Here is a 24,701-nt window from a genome sequence, read left to right as displayed (position 1 = left end):
ATAGATTGATTTACAGCTCATTTCTAAATATTTTTTAGCTATTTTAGTATCTCACAGTTTCAATCATGTCAGAAAACATACTTCCCAAAATAGAGGCATCTAGAAAGGAACTCCTTGATCTCGGTATGCGAAATACGTTGCTGAATTACAAAAAGCCGAAAGCACGTGGTTTAACAATCGTTCAGGAACAATCTCTATCAGTATATGATATCTTGGTATCCCAAAACAAGGCCATGACTTTTTTGGCGCGACCGGGTAAAGAAGATGACGATGAATTATTTTTGTTTCCTGAAATAACTGAAAGTGAATTACAGGATGCTTACAACGATACGCGCTTGCAAACTGATGATACAGAGCAGAAACTCCAGACGAAAATTCTAAACACTTATTATTTTGCCAGGACTAGTATAGAAGAACAGGGTGTCAACATGCTCTATTTGGCACTGGGCATGCTAAATTGGTATGAGAAAGGAAATACCGAAGATCTTCGTAAAGCCCCGCTCCTATTAATTCCTGTTTCGTTAGAGCGTTCCAGTGCTAATGAGCGTTTTCGTCTGAGGTACACCGGAGCCGAAATTGGTGCTAACCTCTCGCTTCAGGCAAAAATGATGGTTGATTTTAACATCACCATCCCCGATCTGTCCGAAGAGGAAGAGTTTAATCTTCAATCTTATTTTACCGATATACAGGATAGGATTAACCATATCGATAATTGGAAAGTTGATACAAACGCCATAGAGCTTGGCTTTTTCTCATTCGGGAAGTTCATGATTTATCATGACTTGGACAGTTCGAAGTGGCCAGATGACAAAAAACCGTTTGACCATCCTATTCTACAATCGCTTTTCGGCGGCGGCTTTAATGAACAACAACCTTTAATCGGCGAAGAACATCATCTCGATCAGGAAACAAATGCTGATCAGTTGCTACAGGTTGTCGACGCAGACAGTTCACAGCTACTTGCGATGCTGGCTGTAAATGAAGGACGGAATATGGTAATTCAGGGACCACCAGGCACCGGAAAGTCCCAAACCATTACAAATCTTATTGCTGACGCTATCGGTAATGGGAAAAAGGTACTTTTTGTTGCTGAAAAAATGGCTGCTCTCGAAGTTGTGAAACGGAGATTAGATAGCGTTAATCTCGGCGAAGCCTGTCTCGAATTACATAGCCATAAGGCAAACAAACGGGAACTCCATACGGAGTTAAAGAGGATTTTGGAGCTAGGTAAGCCCACCACCACCCGCTTGGAAGAAGAGATACAATTCCTTAAGCCGGTAATAGACGAATTAAATGCGTACTGTAATGAAGTAAATAAGGTCATCGCTCAGAGTGGGCATTCTGCACAGGAAGTGATGGGGCACCTTTTAAAGATAAATAAAGAGAGTAACAATTATAAATTTCCAAGGATTGCTGTTGATGACATCGGATCATGGGATTTTCCATACTTGAAAGGTATAGAAATTCTTGCTGAGCAGATTCAGGCACGGTTGTCAAAAATTGGACAACCAGAAAAGCTACTGTTTTATGGTACCGGGCTGACTGTGTTTTTACCAAAAGATGAAGAAGCCGCAAAAGAATTACTTACCGGAGCAAGTAAATACACCAAGGAACTTATCAATATTATTGCTACCGTTTCGGAATCGCTTAATGTAAATACCCCTAACGATAAACAAACAGTAGCTGAACTGATAGCAACCGTAGCAACGGCTGCAAATAATCCGGGCGTACAGTCGATGGCAATTACAGATACGGCATGGTTAGATAACAAGGCGGATATTGCCGAAGTTATTGACACCGGAATCCGTCTCAGGGATTTACATCTGAAGTTTGATTCGGTGTTTATTCCTGAAGCATGGGAACATAACGTACTGGAAATACGCCAAAATCTTATCGCACATGGTAAAAAGTGGTATAAATTCCTTATCGGGGATTATAGAAAAGCGGTAAAACAATTAACAGGTTTGTTAAACACAACTGCGCCTGCCGAACTTGAAACGAAGATAGAGTATGTAAATGCCATGATGGAAGGAAAGCGTCTTAGTGCTACCTTATCTTCGTTCGAACCGTTAGCGACAAGATTGTTTGGGAACTATTGGCAAAAAAAACGTACCGATTGGAATGCAGTTCAAAACGCATTCGAATACTTACAGTCTGTACATGCCGCCATTCAAAAAGGGGAAATCCTTGCGTCGATTCTTACATATTTAGAAAAAAATGAGAAACCAGCACTGGCAGCTCAATACGCAAATAATTTAAAATCTGTGCTGCACGCGCAAGGCGAGGCTATTAAAAACTTACTGTTACACCTTGACTTAAATGATAACGAAATTCAAGAAAGTAGTTTTCAGGAACAGCAAGATATTTTAGACAGTTGGACGGCCGATTTACCTGACATTCACAAAGCAGTATCATGGAACGTCCTTAAGGAAAATATAGAAAAGGAAGGAGCAGGTTATTTGATTACCGTTGTGGAAAACTGGCCGGACGCATCAACACACTTAAAGACAGCTATACAAAAATCATGGTACGAGTCACTAATTGAGCAGGCCATGCTAAATAGTCCAGTTCTACGAAAATTTGAACGTTCTAATCACGAAGACATCATCGAAAAGTTCAAAAGACTCGATATCCTAAATCAATATTACAACATCGCTAAGGTAGCGCTCAAACATTGGGAAGCTGTGCCTAGACAAGACGGCGGTGGCCAGATAAATGTACTTAAAAGTGAATTTAATCGTAGGGCAAGACATATGCCTATAAGAAAGCTAATGCAGGAAGCCGGCCTTGCCATTCAGGCAATCAAACCGGTGATCATGATGAGTCCAATGTCCATTGCAAATTTTCTACCTCCAGATAGTATCGATTTTGACTTGGTAATCTTCGATGAGGCCAGCCAGGTTCGTCCGGTAGATGCTCTTGGTGCAATACTGCGTGGGAAACAATTAGTCGTTGTAGGGGACACGAAACAGATGCCCCCTACAAGTTTCTTCGATAGGTTGAACACCGAAACAGAAGATGAAGAAAACGTAACGGCAGATATGCAAAGCATTCTCGGTATGTGCGACGCCCAAAGTGCGCCGCAGCGCATGCTCCGTTGGCATTATCGTAGCAGGCATGAATCGCTGATAAGTTTGTCAAATCAGGAGTTTTACGAGAACAAGCTGATCATTTTCCCAAGCCCAGGATCAAAAAATAGAATGGGATTGGCCTTCAATCATTTACCTGATACTTTTTATGATAAGGGCAAAACCCGTACTAATGCTAAGGAAGCTGATAAAGTTGCAGATGCGGTTATGCATCATGCAATACACACCCCAAAATTAAGTCTTGGCGTTGTCGCTTTCAGTACCGCGCAAATGCAGGCAATACAAAATGCAATTGAATTACGCCGTAGGAAAAACCCGGATGTAGAAAGTTTCTTTAGAAGTCATCCTAACGAACCGTTTTTCGTCAAAAATCTCGAAAATGTCCAGGGAGATGAGAGAGATGTCATTTTTATCAGTATTGGTTATGGCAGGACTGAAGACGGAAAAGTACCGATGAGTTTCGGACCGTTAAATAATGAAGGCGGCGAGCGAAGATTGAATGTTTTGATTACGAGAGCAAAAAGCCGTTGTGAAGTATTTACGAATATAACTGCTGCGGATATGAATCCCGGACCAAACGCAAAATTTGGGATACGGGCGTTAAAAAGCTTTTTATATTATGCACAACATGGAAAATTTGAAAGCGACAAAGAAGAAATGGAATACAAACCGCAACCATTTGAAGAAATCGTTGCTGAAGGACTTCGGGAACAAGGTTACAATGTACGGGAAAAAGTAGGTTCGGCGGGATTCTACATAGACTTAGCTGTTGTAGACACTGACCATCCCGGAAGGTATTTGCTCGGAATAAATTGTGATGGTAGGTCATATCATAATGCTAAGTCTGCCAGAGATCGTGACAGGTTGCGCAGCACCGTTCTTGAAAGCATGGGTTGGAATCTATTCCATGTTTGGAGCACAGATTGGTTTAGAAATCCAAAAGGAGAATTACGATTGCTTGTAGATGCAATTGAAAAGGCAAGGATACAGACCGAACATAATGATGCTGTTGAAGAAGAATTAATGGAAGATCTAAAAAGTTTGATTCGCGAGGATAAAGTCGAGCAAAGTGAGTCTTACGAAAAATATGTAGTAGCTACCCTTCCTTCGGAAGTTTCCTTTCAGGAACTTCACAAATACTCTTCTGGAAGACTTGGAAATTGGATAGCTGATGTAGTAAAAATCGAAAGCCCCGTACATTTTGAAGAAATGGCAAGGAGAATAACCGATGCAAACGGTGTTTCAAAAATTGGTAGCCGTATTCGTGCGACAATCACGAATGCAACGGCATATGCAGTCGATAATGGATTAGTCATTAGAAAAGATGACTTCTTATGGTATCCCGAAAATGATACTGCCAAGATTCGCGATAGAAGCTTTTTGAACGCTAATTCACGAAAACTAATTTACATTGCCCCCGAAGAAATGAATCTTGCCATTGCTAAAGTGGTAGAGAATTCAATTGCAATACAACCCGAAAGTGCTGTTCCTTTAATCGCTAAAATCTTCGGTTATTCGAGAGTAACGGAGGATATGCGAGCATCAATATTAGAATCTATTAATTATGCCTTAGAAAGTGAGAAAATAACAAGAGACGGAGACTTTTTGAAACCGCTATAGTTATCAATAACTAATCACTTTCATCATTATGTCAATTCAACAAAATAAAATAGCTATACTTATTGGAGCCGGAGCAGTTCAAAATGCCTGGGAACCTATTCTTAATTGTTTTAGGCGAATAAATAATGAGGACACGGATTCGGATACTGCCAACTTCCTATTCTCCAAATTAATCTGCGCGTTGAGACTGTACTCCAAATCGCCTAAAGGCATTGCTCAATTGAATGAAGAAAGAGATATGGTTAACGCTATGAAGGAAATTGTATGCCTTTCGTTAAGAAATGCTCAAGAAACTGGTTTTCTTAAGCCAAGAGAGGAATTTGAGTCTATTTTAAATAATTTCGTCCTTGCAAATCCCAATAGTTTATTTGGCTTTGTATCTACAAATTGGGACACGGTAATTGATGATGCAGCAGACCACTGGGTTAAAGATAAATATTACGATATTGACAGTAGTAAAGTGTTTCATCTTCACGGTAGCATCGAGCAGTACGAACAAATCTACCTCCCTTCGGAAACCTCCATGGAAAACTACCGAAGCGATGCCGAAAATGATGCCTTAGGTTATAATCACTTCGCAACATATCAGTTCTTGTCCGAGGCAAATACTATTCTTCTATACGGTCTTTCCCTTGATCCATTGGATGCAGAACTATGCCTTTTACTAAATGGGACATTTACACAAAGTAAAATGACTAGGGAAATTATAATTATCAATCCTGATTATCAAAAAGTTCGAAAAAGAGTTAAAGCACTACTTTTCCCTAGGACAGATATAACAATTCGGTGCTTTGATCCGAAAAACTTACTCAAAGAATTATAATAGCAGAAAACTACTAAACACTAGTGTTTGTTAGGACAGTGTATCCAAACAATCCCAGAAAAACATCCAGTTTTTTAATAGTAAACTGGGCATTTTTTATAGCAGGAACATTATTAAATCATAGCTGTTTTTGAGTTTGAAGTAACGAGAGTCAATGCACTATTTTAAAAGCTGTTTGGACGCTCAAAATATAACTTCGATAATTATATTAAGTTTAAATATTAAAGATACTAAGTATCCAGAAGATGACTCATCATCTATTAATCTTCCAAAAATTGGTTCGAACTTCTTACCATAGAGCCACTTAAGGAAACACTACACCATAGTTACCTCCTTTTTTTATGTCAATAAAAAACTGTGAACCAAATTGATACAACAGGTTCTCTTCGCATATATAAAATGACGGCGATGTATTCATATTTTTAGTTTTCTTTCTTTTATAGGAACCTTGGACTGTTTAGGTTGATTAACCTTTTCCACGAATAAATCAGATTGGTACGGAGTGTCTTTAAGATGGCTTAATCTTCTTAAATCTTCCAAAAAAGAGTTCGAGTTTTGTACCAGCGGGATCACAAAAGGCGCTAGAAATAGCGCCTTTTTTGTTTATAATATCGCTTTAAACGCTCTCAGCGCAGATTTGTAAATCAGAATAGGTCATTCCGAATCATAAAAAGTGGTGCCCAAAGTGGTGCCCTTTTTAAATCACTAAATTAGGGCAGTACTTTTTGTGTTAATTTACTGTAATTCAGTGTGTAAGAACATCTTTTTTAATATTCAAAATAACTTAAAAATGATGAAAAACAATCAAAAATTATCTGTCCTTTTTTGGCACAGAAAATCCAAAGCAGATGAAATGGGTTCAGCACCCATTATGTGCCGCATTACGATCGATACTTCTGAGGTGGAATTTTCCATCGGAAAGAAGATTCCTGCAAAGTACTGGAACACGAAGACCAAACGAGTGTATGGCTGTCCAGAAGCCAAACTGTTCAATTCCAGGATCAACCAGATAGAAACAGACTTGGAAAGACATTTTCTCAAACTCCAGTTTGAATATGACCACATTACGCCTTTTATGGTCAGAAATGTCTATAAAGGACTTTCTGCGAATCATAAGCCAGGCGAAGCCCAGGCCACAAAAGAAAGTAAATCATACACCCTACTAGAGCTAACAGATCAATATGTTCAGAATTTCAGCGAAATGGTTCATAAAGGAATTCGATCAGCGGAAACCCTCAGGCAGTGGAAAGCGACCAGAAACAAATTAGCAGAATTTATCGAGTTTGTCTATAAATCTGCTGATCTGGATCTTGATCAGATCGACTATTCATTTGCCACTAAATTCTATAAGTACCTTACCATTGAGCGAGAAAAGGTTATTGGAGAAGCAGCTGCTAAGAAGCAGATCAAGAACACCAAACAGCTTCTTTCTATCGCTGAATCTAAAAACCTGATCGATAAAAATCCTATTCAAAAGTTCCGATGCGGAGGTGATGAAACGGACGTAGCCCCTCTGGAATATGAACAGGTCTATTTGCTGTGGAACAAAAAATTGACCATATTACGGCTAGAAGAAGTTAGGGACGTGTTTATCCTACAATGCTTTACTGGCTTCGCGTTTCAGGACGTATACTCGCTTTCAGAAAGCCATATTGTCCATGTAGGACGATCAGGAGAAAAATGGATCGTCAAAGAAAGGGGAAAGACCGGAGTGACCGAAATGGTTCCCATCATGCCTATCGTCGAGGAGATCATCGCTAAATATAAGAATCACGATTGCAGAAAGGTATTTGGACACCTCATTCCCGTGAATAGCAATTCCAAGTACAATGCCTACCTAAAGGAAATAGCTGTTATTTGTGGAATCAGGAGAGAATTGAATACGCACTTGGCTAGGCATACCTTTGCTGACATGATGCTCAATGTCTTTGAGTTTTCCCTTGAGGAAGTGAGCAAGATGCTCGGTCATAAGACTATCAGGACGACACAGCGATATGCCAAGATTAAGAAAAACAGAATCAGCAGAACCTGGGAAAATGTAAAAAGTAAAGTGTTTGATAAGAATGGAAAACTGATCAATTTATCTCTTTGAATATTCTGGCTTCGAATTCGAAGCCAGAATATTCATTATTATGCTATCGAAAAAATATTTATACTGCATAGATATCTTTCATTATCCAATCCCAAGCTAAAGATTTCCAGTTATTTAAAAGCATTCCTTTTTTGTTTTTCCATCCCTTGGAATTATAATGTTCAAAGAAAGATTGAGCAAATTCAAGCTTGATATTCTTCTCTAAGAAATAGATCTGACATGTCTTAGTTCTGGCGGAACTGACTTACCGAAGCCCTTCATGGTTGAAAATCGTCTTTAAAACGCTTTTTGTCATTAAACAGTTTTGCCAGATCCTCTGGATCATAATAGATATTTCCTCCGATCTGTGTGTAAGGCAAAATTCCACTTTGTCTAATCGACTGCAGCTTTCCAGGAGAAAATCCTAGCAATTTTCTTACCTCTGCTGATTTCATCCAGCGTTTGACCTTATGATCTCGGAATTTTGCTCTGATCAACTTTTCCATCGAATCCAGCAATTCCAATTTCAGCCCTTCTAAATCCTCTAATGTAACCAATTGGTCCCTTCTCAACTTTTCCATATCACTCCTTGATTATTTAATTATTTAAAATGGGAATATAGCCAATAAATAAAAAAGCATCCCAATCAAAATTTGAAGGGGATGCCATTAATGTATGTGTATTTTTAGTTTTTTGACTTTAATAACTCTTCTAGGTATGTTACCTTTTCTTTTTCAGCTATAACAAGCCTTTCATACAGTTCAATAATTTTTTCAAGTGGATTAATTGTACATAAATAATTATTATTTACAGAACTACTGTCCTGAAATGTATTATTTATTACATTGAAAACTGATTCCTCATTGAAATTTTTGATCGCATCAGGACTTACTTTTAGAATTCTAGCAACTTGCTCTATAATATCATTTTCAATTGCCTCTTTGGCTTCCAATTGTGACACTTTCTTTTGTGTCCAATCTTCGCCCAGTTCAAAAGCAAGAGCTTCTTGCTTCATGCCTAGCATTTCCCTGAATCTTTTGATATTTCTTCCTTCGTGGATATGTTGTGTCCTTTCCATAATTCGATGTCAATTTTTTAAAGATAAATCTTTCGATCAACCCATTTACGAATTTAAGGAATATTTCACGGATAACATATTCTCTTTCTAGGATAATTTATGCGAGGTTCTGAATTGTATAGACTAGTTAGTGTGCTGAACTTCATATTTAAAAAGGAATAACAATATGAAAAGATTAAGAAAAAAGTTCCTTTCCATGGAACAGGTTTGCAGTAAATACCATGAAATCGATGAACGATATTCTTCCCGCAGTAAAAAGTATTCAATCTTCGTCCATGCAAATATTAGGTATCTCTGTGCCATACTCGGTCTGACGCCTGAAAAGATCATCCAAGAATACCTGGATAACTTTGCCTTCGGTTTTAAAATGGATGCTACAAAAAAGCAAAGGAATCTAGCGAACCGATTCTTTCTCTCTTGCAGAACCGAAAAAAGTGACTATGACAGGAAAGAGATCAAAGAGATGCTGTCAGAACTGAAAGTAAACCAAGCCTACTTTTCCAGATCGTTCAGTTTGGATATCGATGGCAGCGAGAGCGATGTCTTTTATGCAGGGCACCATATTTTTAACCAAAAATGGGTCCAGTGGTGGTTTAATAAGCACCGGAATTCCCAAAAGATTTCGCTGTTGGACGATATCTAAATCTTTTAAAACTAATTGTTATGATTTCCACAGCATTACATCTGGACAAACAGCTAGAAGAAGTAATCCAGATCTTGACTACTAACTTCCTGATCGAATGTATCTATCGGAGCGACTTCCATGAATCAGGCGAACACCAGGAACTAATCCTTTTGCTATCGAACAAGTATGTCAATATCATCGGAGAAATTACCCCAAAGATGATGAACTGTATAAAAGAATATGAAAACTATCTGATCAAATGTTTTGTTGCTTTTCAGGCTAGAGAAAAGGTCAAAAAGGGAAATATATTTCTATTTTGTACCTGCCAACCTGAAAACCTGGTCTATCAAAAACCTGATTCCAAGTTTTCTCCAATCCCCAATGACTTTGATCCATCGGCGTGTTTAGCGCTTTCTAAAGAAGTTCAGCAAAGAGACCTTAAAAAGATAGAAGAATTCAAAGATGGATATTATCATTTCAAATCCCGATCTAAATACGCCATGTCATCTTTTATGATCCATCAGGTTCTGGAACAAACCTATAGGAACTTGGAGATTATCCTGATGGGAAAGGACAAAATTACCCATTCCATTAGGTGCCATAATGCGACTCTATGTAAAATTTATCCCTACGACAAACCTGTCTTTGATGTAGATCAAACGGAGGATAATGATCTTTTGGAAATTCTTGAAGAAATCTACCGTGCAACGCGGTATGAAGATGATTTCCAGATTTCGCTAGAAACCCTTGAAAGGATCGAACAGAAGATGAAAGCGCTGACCGAACTATCAGAAACTATCATCATCAAGATCACAACGGATTTCAGATATAAATTCCTAAATGCAAACGAGCCCTACCATACGGATGCGAATCAATTCCCAAATCTTCCGATACTGGACTATATGAAACCTATACTAGCATACTTAGATCAGGAAATACCGGAGAAAAAATACCTTCAAATCTTTGGATCACGGAATAGGATCTTTGAAATTAGGGGAGTTAACTTTTCATATGCGCAAGAAACTACGGTTGCTAGAAATCTGGATATCCTGCTGATCACAGATCAACCGTTAAGGGATCGAATACACCAACTGATAAAGGATATACAAGAAAGGTTTCAAATTAAAATCTTCATCCTGAATTACGCTATATCTGAGATTCAGCAGCTGATCGATGAAAATAATCCACTCATCCATAAAATTCTCTACGAGCTACCCCCTACAGAAAAATCAACTAATTTTCTATCCAAACTTTATATGCATCCCAAAAAAGGAAACATGTGTGAGGAGCAAAAGTGGAGTTGCTACCTTTAAGTGGAGACAGATTTAAAATAAAATAGAATTAAATTTGTTAAGACATGGCAAGAATATTTGATGAGTCATTTAAAAAAATGGCAGTAGAGTTGTCCTCTCTAAAGGGCTCGGTTTTGGAAGCAGCAAAAGAGTTGGATCTAGATGCAAGTAGATTAAGTAAATGGCGTGTAGATCCTAGATATAATGGAGGTACACTATTACCAAAGAATGATAAATTAACTCCAGAGGAGCAAGAGATTAGGGAGTTAAAAAAGCGTTTAAAGGAAGCAGAATTAGAAAACGTAATCTTAAAAAAGGCGGTAGCCATCTTTTCCAAGGGCGACTGAGAAAATATGAGTTCATAAAATCGCATATGAACCTATTCGCAGTTGAAAAGATGTGCAAGATTATAAATACAAGCAGTAGTTCGTTTTACAAATGGATTTCTAGACCAAAAAGCAACAGAGATAAGAGAACAGAGGAATTATCTATACTGGTAAAACAAGAACATCAGGACAGTGACCAAATATACGGCAGTCCTCGAATTACTTTAGAACTGAATAAGAAAAATCATAAAATATCACGTTCTTATGTCGCCAGATTGATGAGAAAATTGAATCTAAGAAGCAAGATTCGGAAGAAATTTAAGATAACGACAGATTCCAAACACAGTTTTCAACTTGCTGAGAATCTCCTTGGAAGAAATTTCTTTACAGATGGCCTATCGCAAAAATGGGTTGGTGATATTACCTACATCAAGACTGGATCAGGATGGCTGTATCTTACTACTGTTATCGACCTTGCCGATAGAAAAATCATAGGTTGGTCGTTCAGAATGACATGACGGCAGAGCATACAACTTTAAAAGCACTTAAAATGGCTATTGCACAAAGGAATGTAAAACAGGGTCTGATTTTCCACTCAGATAGAGGTGCTCAATATGCATGCAACGAGTTTAAGTCTTTCTTAGGAAAAAATGAAATTATCCAAAGTATGAGCAGGAAAGGTAATTGTTGGGATAACGCAGTCGCGGAAAGCTTCTTCAAAACACTAAAATGTGAATTAGTTTATCACAGAAAATTTGCAAACAGGGAAGCTGCGAGATTAGAAATCTTTAGATACATCGAAGGATTTTACCATCAAAAAAGAATCCATTCTGGATTAGGTAATAAAACACCAAATGAAATGGAAAAATTTTATAAATCAACTAGTTTATTAGTGGCATAAAAAGTCTCCACTTTTAAGTTGCAATTCCAGTCATACAATTCGCAGAACCCTCTCTTTTTGCTATTAAAACATTGCCGCCTTCAAGCTTGTCAAAGTCTATAAGTCCAAACGGTTTTTTAAAAGTCAGTAACAGCACAAGTGTTAAAAGCCCAATAATTATTATTCGCTTTTTGTCGGTAAATTTTTCTTTGATTAAAAAATAGATTTGCCTTGTCAGTGCAACTCCGAGTCCTAAAAAAATAATGACCAAAATTAAGAATGCAGGAAATGCAAAAAATCCAAGTTTTCCTTCCCAATAGTACGTTGTGTTTACTATCAGAAAGAAAATGATTATTGTTAGTAGAAGTCCTTTATTTTTCAAATTCGTTGTCTGTTAATTTTTGCGATGTCGTTGGTTAAGCTGACCGCTAACGTTTTGGGGCATTTCGTTCGTGCGGGTTTCGGAGTTCAAAGCAACAATTTATTTCTAATGTTCATTAAAAGGTTCAAGCTTTCGGTCAGGCTGTTTGATTTAAGTTTCCATTTCATCTTACGTGATAAAAAAATAGTTCTTTAATCAACAATCCGAACTCCAAAAGAAAGAGTAACAGCACCACAATCGATTATTACAGCATGAATGTTTTCTAATTGACCATAACAGTATTTTTTAATCAATCTGTGTGTCATTTTAATTGTGAAACATTGGTATAATTGAGCTTCCATTTTTCATCACAACTAAACCAAACAAAGATTTCCCCCCATATACTGGTAATAGCCCCTTGTATTCGTCTCCATTAGTATCTTCTCAAGTTCAGCAAAGCTCAAGAACATTGGCCCAACTAAGGTGCTAGCTCGCCGAAAACGATAAAGACTGAACCTTCAGAATTATATTCTTAAGTAATAGCTTCTATTTTCGACAAAAATTATGATTTATTCATATTTTTTATTCATTGCATTTCCAGTATGATGATACTCTAAGCCCAGTTTATCAAGTATTCGATCTTCAAATTTTCTTATCACAACGCCTCTATCAATAATCTCCTGATTATTAGATGGCTTTTGATTTACGATGATAATTTTACCACTTTTATTATCTATAAGAGAAACTAATAATAAACTAGTCGGAGGTTCAATCGGTTTCGGGATGAGAACAATATAAGATTCATCTGTACCATGGTCATATATTGTACCTCTGTAAAAATTGGGGTTATTCTTACTTATTTTAAAAGTATGTCCCTCTAACTTCACACCATTTAAAATATTGAATGTATTAATTTTTTGCATTAATGAATCTTTTGAAACTTCATATTCATACCTTTCTGCCATTAAATTGCTGCCTGCTGCAAAATAATCACATCCAATAAAAGCACTGAACAGGAAGGCACTGATCATCAACTTGACAATCTTTCTATACATGGTATATTTCTAATTTTTAATTCTTCTTTTCTTTGATCATATATTGAGGCTGAAAATTTTTCTACCTAAACTATCTTGTATATATATGTTTCCCCGAAAGCCAATCGACTGCGTAAAAACACTTCTTGAGAATTTATCCGACGCGCCAGTATATTATCTCCCTAAAACTCAATCAATGAAATATATCAAGGCAATTAACCTATATCTCCTTTAATCTGGACCAATAAACTCGAATTGTTTATTTTAATAAATCCAGCCCCATTCTGTCCCCAATAGTTTAAAGCCACCGTCTTCGAATAAATACACCCAAACCAAAGCTTCCAAAACAATGGGTTCTTCAGGTATTCTACTATGCGTTGATCTTTTATATTTATATGTTTCTAAATTCTAATTAGTAAACTACCAAATCTAAATTAAATTATATTTCATTATAGCCTCTTCTTTTATCAAATATCTTAAAGTCGGGGCACCACCACCTTGCAATTCACTATTAGAAAAAAAAAGTTCCCAATACCTCCCATCTCTTGGATCTTTATACAATCTATTCCAACCACTAGAATCAACATTTATTTCTATTAAATAATTTTCCACAAGGAAAAATATTCGGTTGCTCACATCATCATACTCAATTGAATTTAAGAGATTAATTAGCGTCCCTTTTAATAAAGTTTCCTTCTTGTCTAACTCTGTCATTTTACTTTTGCTTTAATTGCGTTAGAAGGTATTTGTTAATTAGGTATTGTAAATTCTCTTGCTCCTCCGGCTGTTAAGCCAAATCCTACAAACCCTGGATTGCCTCGATTTATTGGTGATGAGAGACCACTTGAACTTTTTTAGATTATTTCTGTTTGTTCTGCTATTTTCCGCTTTAATTACGGTGTTTCCGTTGTTCAGAGTTTTCTTTTTTCCAATTGTTCCATCTCCCTACAATCGCATCGTAGAACCTCGCACCATAATCGTAGGGATTAATATTATTACTTTATTTTGATGTTTTTAATCTCTTCCCAGTCCCAATCCAACCGTAACTTTAGCTCTTTCATTATTTCAGGTGCCTGCCCTTTTAATTTTATACATGCAGTGCAATCTTTAATATCAGTAATATAATCCATGTTTACTTGCCTCCTTAAGTACATCAGTGGGACATACCCCCATTGCAATTCATCTGGCGATACACCACTATCATCCTTGATCACTTTTGTTATTTTACCATTCTTGATGAAAAACAAAAAAAAGTAAGTCCTATCTCCTGAATGGAAAGAAATATACTCCTCTTTCAACGAATCTAAATCAACATAATCAAAATTTCTTCTAATAGTTTCTAACTGACTTGATTTTAGCCTATATCGGTACATAGGATATCGAAGTGTATCCAATCCTCTCAGATCAAACTTCTGATAAATATAAGCTCCTTGTTTATCTAAATAATAAAATTCGTCCGAAAGATAATCTGGCGAGATAGTGGCGAGGATAATTTCATCAAAATTTTCGATTGTTTGAGAGTTCTTCTTAATTTTACGGTATTTAAACAAACGATCGTCCCCCACTGCCCTAAGGACTAAAGTATCATGGGTCAGACGATTAATTAAGGTTTTTTTCCACTCCGACTCGCCCAGATCCCATATCTTGAGTGTATCTCCTACTATACGGTAGACAGTGTTGGAACCAAGCGGCAAGGGCAAACCGTTATCTATATTCGTATTATCAAAAAAACCGCCTTTGTAGTCACAAGAATCTCCATAAAAGCGAAAACCTCGTATTGCATTGGATGTTTGGTCATAAAAATACCTTTTGGAATATAATCTGTGATCAGTCCTCGACACCTTTCGTAGAATATTTTCTTTATCCATTTCGATAGCCCAAACTCCTTGCAAATCTTCACCAGAATATCCCGTTTCTTCACTTTTACAAGAACTGAGACTCAGTATAATGCACGCATTAAGAACATAAAACATTAAGTATATTTTCATTACGAATCAATAAAATTGAATTATACTATTTCGAGATTGGTCTATCACTTTTTGAATAAGCTCATTTAGCTGATGATAGCTACGACAAAAAAGGTACAACGCATCAACAATATAAAAAATGGATGCCGATACCAAAAGCATTATGTTCATTGTCATTGATACCTGCATCCAAAATTTTATGACTAAACAAGCTTTTAAAAAAAAGCCTGGACTTGCCGGTTTGTGATTTTAAAGTTGGAATATATCAAATCGCGATATTATAAAGTACATATAACTCCCTATCGCTCTTTCATGATCAATCCAATCTCCAAAAGAAAGAGTAACAGCACCACAATCGATTATTACAGCATGAATGTTTTCTAATTGACCCTAACAGTAATCTTTAACCAAGCTGTGTGTCAGCTTAATTATGAAACGTTGATAAAGTTGAGCCTCCATTTATTCTCACAACTAAACCAAACAAAGATTTTCCCTACGCTGCATTTACCATATACTGGTAATAGTCCCATGTATTCGTCTTCATTAATATCTTCTCAAGATCAACAAAGCTCAAGAACACTGGCTCAACTAAGGTTCTAGATCGCCGAAACCGATAAAGATTGAACTTTTAGAATTATATTCTTAAGTAATAGCGTCTATTTTCGACAAAAATTATGATTTAATCATATTTTTTATTCATTGCATTTCCAGTATGATGATACTCTAAGCCCAGTTTATCAAGTATTCGATCTTCAAATTTTCTTATCACAGCTCCTCTATCAATAATCTCCTGATTATTTGACGGTTCCTGATTTACACCCACAATTTTACCACTCTTATTGTCTTTAAGAGAAACTAACAATAACTCAGTCGGAGATTCGATCGGTGTCGGGATGAGAACAAGGTAAGATTCATCTGTACTATGATCATAAATTGTACCTTGGTGAAAATAAGGACTATTCTTATCTATTTTAAAAGCAGACTCTTCTAACTTAACTCCATTTAAAATATTAAATGTATTAATTTTTTGAATTAATGAATCTATTGAAACCTCATATTCATACCTTTCTGCCATTAAATTGCTGCCTGCTGCAAAATAATCACATCCAATAAAAGCACTGAACAGGAAGGCACTTATCATCAACTTGACAATCTTTCTATACATGGTATATTTCTAATGCATTAATTATTCTGTCTTTCGGTAGTTCCATTTGTTATGTCGTTTTATTTAATGTCGTTATCTATAATTACAACAAACAGTTTGCGTCTTCATCAAATAGAGCTGCTGAACAAGCGAGATGTACATCTCTGAACTTAACCCCGCATTTTGCCAAACTAATGTTGTGTGCGGCTTGTATTTCATTGTAAATTTGGAAAAGGTAATCTGTATGTCAATGAGTATTTTTCTCCATTAATTTCTACTGCTTGTTTTTCCTTTATATTTTTTAGAAGTTTGACAAAGTCATCAAAATATTTCTTGTCTAAGTAAATACTGAATAAGCCATCACTCCTTTTAACTGTTGAACTACTTTTTATGTCATTCCATTCCTCATTCCACTTTAAAGGTTTTTCAGGTGAATGATTGTACATTGTAGCCAAAACCTCAATTGTGTCTGGTAACCACTCTTTGGCTTTGTCAGATTCAAATTTAATTAAGTTGTCAAATACAGTTAAGAAATCTTTTGGCACTTTTGCTCTTGCTTCGGTTTTAGTTTCACGAATGCTACCATAGACACTTATTTGTCTTACCGTATCAAAGTTTAAAATCATAACGTTTGTCGGTTGGTCAGTCCAACTTGAAGCCTCAATAAAATCTTTCTGTTTCATTAGACTATCAGTAATTCCAAATGACTTTACGATTTTTTGTGTTGTTTCTCTGTCATTTGAGACTTCAAAATATTTCCATTCTTTGTTAACTATTTTCTTGTAAATAATTTGTCCATTTTCATATAAGGCAAAAGTTGGAACATCTGAACCAATAACCATAAGCCAAGGGTCTGTTTCCACTAGAACAACAATTGGCTGTCCATATCTTTCATTAAAAGTTTGTCCATATAAAATTGTCAAACTAAAAGTTAAAAAGAGCGTCAAGAATGCTTTTGTCATTTGGAATGTTTGCTTAAATTAATTCAATATATCCCAGCTACTTTGCGAAGTCGCAGAGCTGAATCGAAGATAGGAAAATGGAGGTATTTAGCAAAGTCCTTTATAGTAAGCAATTCGTGCAGCGTGCGACTTGATAAAAACGAAGTAAGACCCCTGGCAATTGCTAGTATGAAGCGAAGTGGATTGCAAACAACGTTTCGGGGCTTGGCGCCAGTGACGGAAATTGAAGCAAAAATTTTCAATTTAGCAACACGGTAATCAAAAACCAATCTATTGAATAGATTTAAGAAAGAAGTCAGTATAAGATCTGAAAGATTTATTGTACCGAAATATTGAACTCTTACGGAGACAATCTTATTTCTCTTAAACCAAAACCAGTATAATCACAATTCCAGTCATCAGATCCATTTACAAATATCTCGATATTACTCAATTTACCTTCATTAACATTCCCTACAAAACCTAAAATTAACTCGAGATCCCTTATTTCTATCAATTTATCAATAGACAAAATATCTTCAGAAATCATCAAAAGGTCAGAATCATTATTATAGTTTAAAAAAATATACTGCCCTACCCCAGTACATTCTCTCTCAATAACACTCAATTTATCTAGATGACTATAAAGATTTGGACAATTCTCTGCCAACGCAAAAAGAAGAGCCAGTTCAAAAACATTTAAGCTATCGTGCACGCAGCAAATATTATAAAAGAAGCGGCTTTATCAAAAACAAATTATACTATTATATACCCAGCGCATATATGGCAAAATCGATCGATAAAATTCAATTGCTAAAAGCAAATGATGTCGACATTATAGAAATCGATGAAACCGATAAAACATGTTATTATAAGAAAGTAATAGCTAAAATTCAGTCAACTTATCCTTAATTCCTTTACTTAAATGGAATTGGTATTGATATAGATCCTAATGGCTTGATTTAGACTTGCTTCGTACCTTAGTCCTTTATCGTAGACGATTGAGTGATGCTCGTTTATCTAGATACCGAGCATTTGATATTGCAGGAAGCGGAAATAATTCCAAAGGATTCTCTTTCAAAACCACGAAAATTTGATCCTCTTTTTCATGAGCATAAAGGTTATAATTTAGCGTGTACTTTCCTGAAACGTCCTGAACGCCTTCATTTTCGCAGGCATATAAATTCGAATATCCGTTCTTCCATACCGTAACTAACTTATGATACTCTACTTGTCCGATACGATCCTGATGATTGACGACTTGTAAACTAAGCTTAGAAACTCCATCGTAGTCAACGATTATGGAGTCAATTAAGATCTCTCTTTTCAGTAACGTATCCCTAATCTCGTGTTTTTCCGAACGCAGAAAAAATGAGTTCTCCGGTCCTGGACCCCCTATGTGTTGATAATCGCATGCATAGAATATAGAAAGGGAAAGCAAGAAAATCAGTTGAATACACTTTAAATTCATCACTGATATAGTTCGGTTTAAAACTCTTTTTAACATCCTCCTAGTTTGCTCAAATAAATGCGGCATCGCTATCCAAATTAAATAATATGCTAAGAATCGATGAAACGAATTGTTTAGTCTTCGTTTCCTTTTTCAAAATCTGCACATTAATAGCTAGAAGGAAAAACTTGAATGACGAAGGAATTAACCTAAACCTTAAAGTATTTTCTCATTCAATCACTATTCCCAAATATAACGTAAACATTTTGATTTGTTTTATATCGAATACCATCCCTAAAACTATCATTATAAATGCATGCAATTGAGGAGCCAAAGTAGCTAAGTACCCAATCGAAGGTGGAAAAATTATTTAAAAAAATATAGACACAAATTAACCTTCATTAATTATTTTTGATTACACTAACAGTTTCATATGCATTTTACAAAACAGAATTGGTCTCGTAGTTTGACAATCGTACTCCTTCTTACTATGCTATCATTAACGAAGATGGTATCCGCACAAGCACATCAAGGTTTTTACGTGACGAATTCCAATGACACCGTATACTGTGAAATCCTTTCGACTTCAGAGAACTTTTTGCAGGTCCGTCGCGAGGGAGAAAAAAGGCCGATTATGGTAAAAAGTAACGATATCATTTCTGCGCATGATTTGGTGAAAAATCGTCGTTATATTCTCTCTTACCACGAGACAAATAAGAAACGCAAGAAGCCGCGTTTCTTCTGTTTAGAAGATGCAGGTCCTATGCATCTTATTCCTGAAAATGACTTGATGTTTTCCGCATCGAGTGGACAATCCGAGATTTCGAAATTTCGAATTTACAACATCTATAAAGAGGGCGTCGACACCGTCTATTACTACAATCCGGATGGATTGTTTAACCCCGAATTCGCCGATCGATTAGCCCATGTAAAAGCCTTATTTGCGGATGATGAAATCGCAATCAAAGCCCTGGAACATGATTTCAATACGAAATCCAACCAAAATGCTTTAAATCAATTGGTCAAGGACTATAATCTTCGCTATCAGGAAAAGCAAAAGGGATTGTAAATTCGGTTTAATTTAAATCCAATATTGATGGTCTAACTATTGCCCATACACGTTTGTGTTTTAGGGCATTATCTTTATGCGTGATTTGAAATTCAGGTTTTAGAATATGGCATGAGATACTGACGTGTCCACCTACATCGCCTTGATAGATTAAGGAAATACCGAGATCATCTTCTATCCACTGTTTTTTATCTGCAACGGGGATACCGTCGGGAGAAAGTTTACGGAGTTCGGCATCATTATTTGGAATTCCAAGGGAGGCTAATGCAAAACCGCTTCCATTGCCATCAATCACCGTTAGCATGCGATTTTCGCGATTATATTTATAGACAATCTGAATGTGATCGGCACCACCCTTTCCTGTATTATCAACGAGCACGATATCTCCTGGGAGGATATCCAAGTCGTATTCGGCCTCTATGTCTTCGAAGGTAATCATCTTCCTGGCGGCATCTTGCGCAACATGCTGCTCTTTTAAAGTCGTATTCTCGCGGTAGTCGCTACGTAACTCTCCGGATTGATCGAAAGTCGTGGTGCCATAGGATCCAAATAATGCGATATTACTGGTATTCATAAATTGGCTTGTCGTTTTTGTTGGCGCACCTGCGCGGGCATAGAAATATCCAACTGCCTTGCCACACCAAGACTCCTTATTCCCCTTCGTAATTCGCTGTTCTATGGAATGCTGCGATTCAGAAAGCGCTTCGAACGCATAATTCGCTATCTCTTGGAGCTTCTCGCGCAATGGTGCTTGTTGCTGTTCAAAGCTATCTAAATCGACATATTCATACATTTCAATCTGGCTCCCGTTGGGATATTGCCAGCGTATTTTTCCGTATTCAAAGTAGCTAACTTTTCCGCCTGAAAATTCTGGATCGTCCATCTCATCCGAACGGGGATATCCCAAGCTCGAGTTTGTTTCACCTGCTTCCTGATATTTCATCAATATATTTCCATGTACTTCGAAAATTAAGTTATCTGGACAAGCATACAACACGCAATTTTGACAAATAGCTACGCCGCTGGCCGGCAAGTCTTGCTCATTGAGTATGGCGCCAGTATCGAAGCCTCGACTGGCGAGTTCCGCGATCTTTGTTCTAAAATTTTCCATAATAAGTTTCTTACGTTAGTTTGGGATCACTAACGATAGGCAATGCCGGAAATACCTCACATATCCAACCTAAGGCCTGAATCCCAGGGTTTATTAATTCGTTTTTACTGTTTATTTCACTGTCTGCGACATTGAAAAATCCTAAGCTGATGCTGTCGCCCGCATTCACTTTATCTTGTTGGCTCCATTTGGCGACAATCTTGAGATTCTTAACCAAAATCATCGCGGTCGTGATACATTTCAGTTCACCCCTGTTAGTGTTATCCTTCATTCCATTGGAGAAGAAGTCTTTTTCAAGGGCTTTCGCATACCAAAGTTTAGCATAATGAAGCAGTGATCGATCGAACCAATCTCGCTGTAGATTGACCAAACAGTAGTCAAATGACAGTTCGAAACCATCCGCCTGTGAAGGTTGTTGTACGAGTAGATCATCCTTCTTTAGCATGTGGATTAGTTCAATCCGTTTGGACAAGATTGGCGGCAAATGCTGTAGCTTAAGATCCATTCGCTGGGTTGGTTCAACCGGCATATTGATTCGATTGCTACGGACATGCTGCAGCTTCATTTGTTGGAAGTTGCTATTGCTTCGTTGCAAAGGGAATTTTACTTGGAATTCCTTTACAATTGGTTTATCACTAACTAAACGATGTTTAATCAAGCCTTCGAATTTATTTTGCAATGGACTAGTTATTCGAGATTGATCGATCCTCTTCCATTGAAGATCGAGTCTCATAGGTTTCTCTTCTGATGCCGATTGTTCTGTAAACTTTTGGGAGAACGATTTGGACGTCCAAATTGCTGCGTTTTTATTATACCACGCTTCTGGTTGCCCGGTAACAAGAAAGTAAGAGCCTGTCGCTGTGACGACGGAGGCTCTTTTTCCCTGTTCCAATTTTGCCAGCGCTTCGGCTTTTGCGCGATTAAAGATCTTTTTATAATCGCCTTTTTCAGACTCCTCAAAGAGGTCTTCACGAAATGCACTTCCGTAAACTAGGGTTTCTAATAAATCTGTAAATCTGGAAGTCCCAAAACTCATACTTTCTTGTATAGCCGGGAGGCGTTCTGCCAGAATGGACAATTGCTCGTTAGCTTTGGTTTTACTTTGCGGATCCGCGGGATCAAGCTCATCAATCATACAGCCAATCGGTTCAAAGGCGATAAAGAATTTGCTTTGGTCCATTCCATCCTTAAATTGGTTCAGAAAAAATTCCCGTAGTTTTTCTTGAAAGTCCATATCAGCCAATTATTTGTTCTCTTCTTCTTTTACAGGTTCTTCTTTTTTCGGCTCTTCCTTTTTCTTCTGGGTGTAATTTGCGCCATTCAGTTTCGGAGCAAATGGCATAATGGAAGATACAAAACCAATTAACTGTACGCCATCGACGCGTAGCTGTCGGGTATTCTGGTCGAATGTCTGATCCTGATGATACTGATCTTTTCTATAACTTGCAGATCCACTGCCCGATACAAATAGATTCCCAAATCCGACTGCGCCGCCATTTTTCACGGTATCGGTAATTTCGTTGGAATCAAATGAAGCACTACTCCAAGCAATAACTACATCTTTAATTAAAATCATGCTGGTCACCACCGAAGGCAGCAAGACAAACTGTTTGGGATCATCTGGGTGGAATTCCTGATCTACTTTTCCGGTTGAAATGCATCCTTCCGCGTAATTGCCCATAAGAAACCAGTTGCCGATATTCATTAGGGTGCTATCCATCCAAGGTCTGTTGATGTTGGCAATACAATAAGAGCAGGTAATGGTGAGGCCTTCGAAGCTCGAGCTGACATGTTTCTCAGTATGCTTTGAGGAATGGTTTACAGAAGCGTCTAGCTTTCCAAAAAGTTTAAATCCGGAGCTAATTTTTGCGGACATTTCTTTCTTTGTGGAAACGGTATCAAATGTTTTCTCAGAATGATAATCCGTTTGGCTATAGGTGTTCCATCCGGGTCCGTTGGCGGAGTACCATTTACCTGGTGTAATAAACGTGTACGGGATATTGCCAATGCCTGGCATGGCGATTAGGCTATTTTCATATTTCATCTTTGCGCGACGTATCATAAGTATAGCAGGATCAATCCCCTGCGCCGATAAGAGGGCCATTGCTTCTTCAATTTCTTGCTTGGCACCTCGGGATTGCCATTTATCCCAAGCATACTCGACATCGTCTTGATAGATTTTGCCTTGCATGGGCCAGAGGTTAAACTTTAAAGCATCGCTCAGTGCGTTGGCATACTGGCGATCCCGCTCTCGCACGGCATCGTAATATTCGTCGCGATATTGATTGTATTTTGCAAATTTCGGGGTATCGTTTCCTTCTTCATCGACCATTAACTTCTCTGCGCGTAATAAGGCCGCTTTGATATCTTCGTTTGCCTCAAGTCCGGACGCTAATCCGTTTGCTCCATTGATGATCGCGTACCAAGTGTCGTTTACTTTAGCTGCATTCGGCCAACTGCGATAGGTTTCATCGATAGAGATTTTTGTATCCGTTAATGAAAATGTTTGGAGGTAGGCATTCATGGATTGGCCTATGGATCCTGCTGTTAACAGTACATTTTCTATAGCTGCGGATGCCGACGCGGCGGGGGTATTCGCCGGATCGCTGGCATCACTAGTGCCAGCCTGGTTTGCTTTTGCTGATTTAACGGCTTCAGTTAGATTGGACTGCGTTGGTGTCCATGGATTTTTGAAGTCCTCTTCTGGTATAGGGAGCCCAATCGGTAGAAAGGATACAAACTGATTGTTGGGCGTCTGACCTGTACTAGGGTCAACACCAACAGCCTTCCATTTCAGATCTTCCATAATTTTAAATACATCGTTGTTCATGATCTTAAAGTTTTATGGTTATTTAATATTTGTGCTATTAAAAATGCACAATATTGCAAAGCGCTGAAAAACAAGATGATGAATTATGATTATCAATTATTGAATGCGGAATTTGACCGAGGGAAATGCTTGTTGTTGATACAAAAGAGAACGTGTTTTATATTCTACAAAAATATAAGAGATGGGACTCGAAGAAACAATTACAAAAAAATAGGGCTATAGCTCCCCATCATTTAATTATTTAATATATATTTAAAATAACTAACCAAACATTCGTATTATGAAATGCATTAATTACTTTTTATTATTGATTACCTTGGTGTTTGTGCTAGCTTGCAAGAAAGACCAAACGGACGAGATTTCTGTTATTCTACCAGAAAAAATAACCTTTCTTGGAACAGAGAGTCACTTTACTTATACTAATAAAACTTTCTTATCTGAAGTGAATCGAATAAGAACTGGAGAGTCCAATTCCTTTTATCGCCTAAAATTCATTTATAATTCTGACAACAAATTAACTGAGGTACAGCAATCTGATTTAAGTACCACCATTACGACATCTTCGTTTCATTTTACTTATCATGGAAATAATAAAATTGAAGTGACAATGTCTTCTGGGCAATCGAGCGACAAGCGAATTCTTATTCTCAATAATAGCAGTCAACTGATACAACTGCAAGATATCAACGGAAAGATCTTAAAAAATTACACTTACGATAATAATAGTAATCTACTGAGCATTGAGTCCGTTGACAAGTCAGAAACCACAAAACGTTTAACTACTCGAATCAGAAAGGAATTTTTTCGAATCTTACCACTCCCAGTTGGGCATCTACATATCTAAGTATTCTATCTATATCGGAATTCGCATATAGTAATAGCCTGATTATTAAAAACTCCAGTTCAGATAATCAAAGTGTGAACTTTATTTACACCGACTACTTTCATAATGGGGATTATCCGCAGGTATTTGATTACAACGGCTCATCT

23 protein-coding genes and 1 pseudogene are annotated in these 24,701 nt (G+C 37.2%); 10 read left to right on the top strand and 14 right to left on the bottom strand.

The features are described 5' to 3' along the window. Positions 1-65: 65 nt before the first annotated feature. The 3 genes from GFH32_RS09095 (at position 66) to GFH32_RS09085 (ending at position 7,624) form a co-directional block, all read left to right on the top strand. Entirely contained in the window at positions 66-4,709 is a 4,644-nt protein-coding gene (locus tag GFH32_RS09095; RefSeq protein WP_153511329.1) for a DUF3320 domain-containing protein, read from the top strand. Between the two features lie 28 nt (positions 4,710-4,737). After that, on the top strand, positions 4,738-5,532 hold the full coding sequence (locus tag GFH32_RS09090; protein WP_153511328.1) for an SIR2 family protein: 795 nt from the start codon (positions 4,738-4,740) through the stop codon (positions 5,530-5,532). Between the two features lie 790 nt (positions 5,533-6,322). Next, entirely contained in the window at positions 6,323-7,624 is a 1,302-nt protein-coding gene (locus tag GFH32_RS09085; RefSeq protein WP_317162877.1) for a phage integrase SAM-like domain-containing protein, read from the top strand. A 257-nt stretch (positions 7,625-7,881) separates the two neighbouring features. Here the strand turns inward: GFH32_RS09085 and GFH32_RS09080 are convergent, their stop codons facing one another. Further along, positions 7,882-8,184 carry a helix-turn-helix domain-containing protein gene (locus tag GFH32_RS09080; RefSeq protein ID WP_153511326.1) on the bottom strand — a complete coding sequence of 101 codons (303 nt, stop codon included), beginning with the start codon at positions 8,182-8,184 and terminating at the stop codon, positions 7,882-7,884. A 104-nt stretch (positions 8,185-8,288) separates the two neighbouring features. Then, positions 8,289-8,681 (bottom strand): helix-turn-helix transcriptional regulator, encoded by a 393-nt coding sequence (locus GFH32_RS09075; RefSeq protein WP_153511325.1) that lies wholly within the window; start codon positions 8,679-8,681, stop codon positions 8,289-8,291. 166 nt (positions 8,682-8,847) lie between these two features. On the opposite strand from GFH32_RS09075, the gene GFH32_RS09070 reads away from it, so the two are divergent. The 5 genes from GFH32_RS09070 to GFH32_RS09050 are packed head-to-tail and all read left to right on the top strand — an operon-like array spanning position 8,848 to position 11,825. Further along, positions 8,848-9,324: a hypothetical protein gene (locus tag GFH32_RS09070; protein WP_153511324.1), complete on the top strand. Its 477-nt coding sequence runs from the start codon at positions 8,848-8,850 to the stop codon at positions 9,322-9,324. 20 nt (positions 9,325-9,344) lie between these two features. Then, positions 9,345-10,619, top strand: a complete 1,275-nt coding sequence (locus GFH32_RS09065; protein ID WP_153511323.1) for a HEPN domain-containing protein — start codon at positions 9,345-9,347, stop codon at positions 10,617-10,619. A 44-nt stretch (positions 10,620-10,663) separates the two neighbouring features. Further along, on the top strand, positions 10,664-10,945 hold the full coding sequence (locus tag GFH32_RS09060; RefSeq protein WP_153509217.1) for a transposase: 282 nt from the start codon (positions 10,664-10,666) through the stop codon (positions 10,943-10,945). Beyond that, positions 10,891-11,442, top strand: coding sequence for an IS3 family transposase (locus GFH32_RS09055; protein WP_153511322.1), 552 nt, complete (start codon positions 10,891-10,893; stop codon positions 11,440-11,442). The genes GFH32_RS09060 and GFH32_RS09055 overlap by 55 nt, the downstream gene beginning before the upstream one ends. Beyond that, positions 11,439-11,825, top strand: a complete 387-nt coding sequence (locus GFH32_RS09050; protein WP_153511321.1) for an integrase core domain-containing protein — start codon at positions 11,439-11,441, stop codon at positions 11,823-11,825. The genes GFH32_RS09055 and GFH32_RS09050 overlap by 4 nt, the downstream gene beginning before the upstream one ends. Before the next feature lie 13 nt (positions 11,826-11,838). Here the strand turns inward: GFH32_RS09050 and GFH32_RS09045 are convergent, their stop codons facing one another. The 9 genes and pseudogenes from GFH32_RS09045 to GFH32_RS09005 form a co-directional block, all read right to left on the bottom strand. Beyond that, positions 11,839-12,186 (bottom strand): hypothetical protein, encoded by a 348-nt coding sequence (locus GFH32_RS09045; RefSeq protein ID WP_153511320.1) that lies wholly within the window; start codon positions 12,184-12,186, stop codon positions 11,839-11,841. Positions 12,187-12,734: 548 nt separating this feature from the next. After that, positions 12,735-13,220 (bottom strand): hypothetical protein, encoded by a 486-nt coding sequence (locus GFH32_RS09040; RefSeq protein WP_153511319.1) that lies wholly within the window; start codon positions 13,218-13,220, stop codon positions 12,735-12,737. Positions 13,221-13,628: 408 nt separating this feature from the next. Beyond that, positions 13,629-13,913 carry an Imm27 family immunity protein gene (locus GFH32_RS09035; protein WP_153511318.1) on the bottom strand — a complete coding sequence of 95 codons (285 nt, stop codon included), beginning with the start codon at positions 13,911-13,913 and terminating at the stop codon, positions 13,629-13,631. Between the two features lie 35 nt (positions 13,914-13,948). Continuing rightward, positions 13,949-14,035, bottom strand: a pseudogene (locus tag GFH32_RS18650) (polymorphic toxin type 10 domain-containing protein); the annotation flags it as partial. A gap of 159 nt (positions 14,036-14,194) precedes the next feature. After that, positions 14,195-15,187, bottom strand: a complete 993-nt coding sequence (locus GFH32_RS09025) for a hypothetical protein (RefSeq protein ID WP_153511317.1) — start codon at positions 15,185-15,187, stop codon at positions 14,195-14,197. A 658-nt stretch (positions 15,188-15,845) separates the two neighbouring features. Then, the gene (locus GFH32_RS09020; RefSeq protein ID WP_153511316.1) at positions 15,846-16,331 is read right to left on the bottom strand and encodes a hypothetical protein; all 486 of its coding nucleotides are present in this window, start codon (positions 16,329-16,331) and stop codon (positions 15,846-15,848) included. 194 nt (positions 16,332-16,525) lie between these two features. Further along, positions 16,526-17,272, bottom strand: coding sequence for a hypothetical protein (locus GFH32_RS09015; protein WP_153511315.1), 747 nt, complete (start codon positions 17,270-17,272; stop codon positions 16,526-16,528). A 340-nt stretch (positions 17,273-17,612) separates the two neighbouring features. Continuing rightward, positions 17,613-17,966 carry a hypothetical protein gene (locus GFH32_RS09010; RefSeq protein WP_160366831.1) on the bottom strand — a complete coding sequence of 118 codons (354 nt, stop codon included), beginning with the start codon at positions 17,964-17,966 and terminating at the stop codon, positions 17,613-17,615. Positions 17,967-18,239: 273 nt separating this feature from the next. Continuing rightward, on the bottom strand, positions 18,240-18,722 hold the full coding sequence (locus GFH32_RS09005) for a hypothetical protein (RefSeq protein ID WP_153511313.1): 483 nt from the start codon (positions 18,720-18,722) through the stop codon (positions 18,240-18,242). 412 nt (positions 18,723-19,134) lie between these two features. Between GFH32_RS09005 and GFH32_RS09000 the strand changes: the two genes are divergently transcribed. Further along, positions 19,135-19,770 carry a hypothetical protein gene (locus GFH32_RS09000; RefSeq protein WP_153511312.1) on the top strand — a complete coding sequence of 212 codons (636 nt, stop codon included), beginning with the start codon at positions 19,135-19,137 and terminating at the stop codon, positions 19,768-19,770. 7 nt (positions 19,771-19,777) lie between these two features. Here GFH32_RS09000 and GFH32_RS08995 read toward each other — a convergent pair whose 3' ends face one another. The 3 genes from GFH32_RS08995 to GFH32_RS08985 are packed head-to-tail and all read right to left on the bottom strand — an operon-like array spanning position 19,778 to position 23,711. Next, positions 19,778-20,881 (bottom strand): LGFP repeat-containing protein, encoded by a 1,104-nt coding sequence (locus GFH32_RS08995; protein WP_153511311.1) that lies wholly within the window; start codon positions 20,879-20,881, stop codon positions 19,778-19,780. A gap of 10 nt (positions 20,882-20,891) precedes the next feature. Then, on the bottom strand, positions 20,892-22,115 hold the full coding sequence (locus GFH32_RS08990; RefSeq protein ID WP_153511310.1) for a hypothetical protein: 1,224 nt from the start codon (positions 22,113-22,115) through the stop codon (positions 20,892-20,894). A gap of 9 nt (positions 22,116-22,124) precedes the next feature. Continuing rightward, entirely contained in the window at positions 22,125-23,711 is a 1,587-nt protein-coding gene (locus tag GFH32_RS08985) for a hypothetical protein (protein ID WP_153511309.1), read from the bottom strand. Positions 23,712-23,991: 280 nt separating this feature from the next. Here GFH32_RS08985 and GFH32_RS08980 point away from each other — a divergent pair, with 280 nt between their 5' ends. Next, positions 23,992-24,555, top strand: a complete 564-nt coding sequence (locus GFH32_RS08980; protein ID WP_153511308.1) for a hypothetical protein — start codon at positions 23,992-23,994, stop codon at positions 24,553-24,555. Positions 24,556-24,701: the final 146 nt, after the last annotated feature.

The sequence above is a fragment of the Sphingobacteruim zhuxiongii genome (genome assembly GCF_009557615.1).
Lineage (GTDB): Bacteria > Bacteroidota > Bacteroidia > Sphingobacteriales > Sphingobacteriaceae > Sphingobacterium > Sphingobacterium zhuxiongii.
The sequence above is the reverse complement of the archived record's forward strand: the minus strand, read 5'-3'. Positions and strand labels throughout refer to the sequence as shown.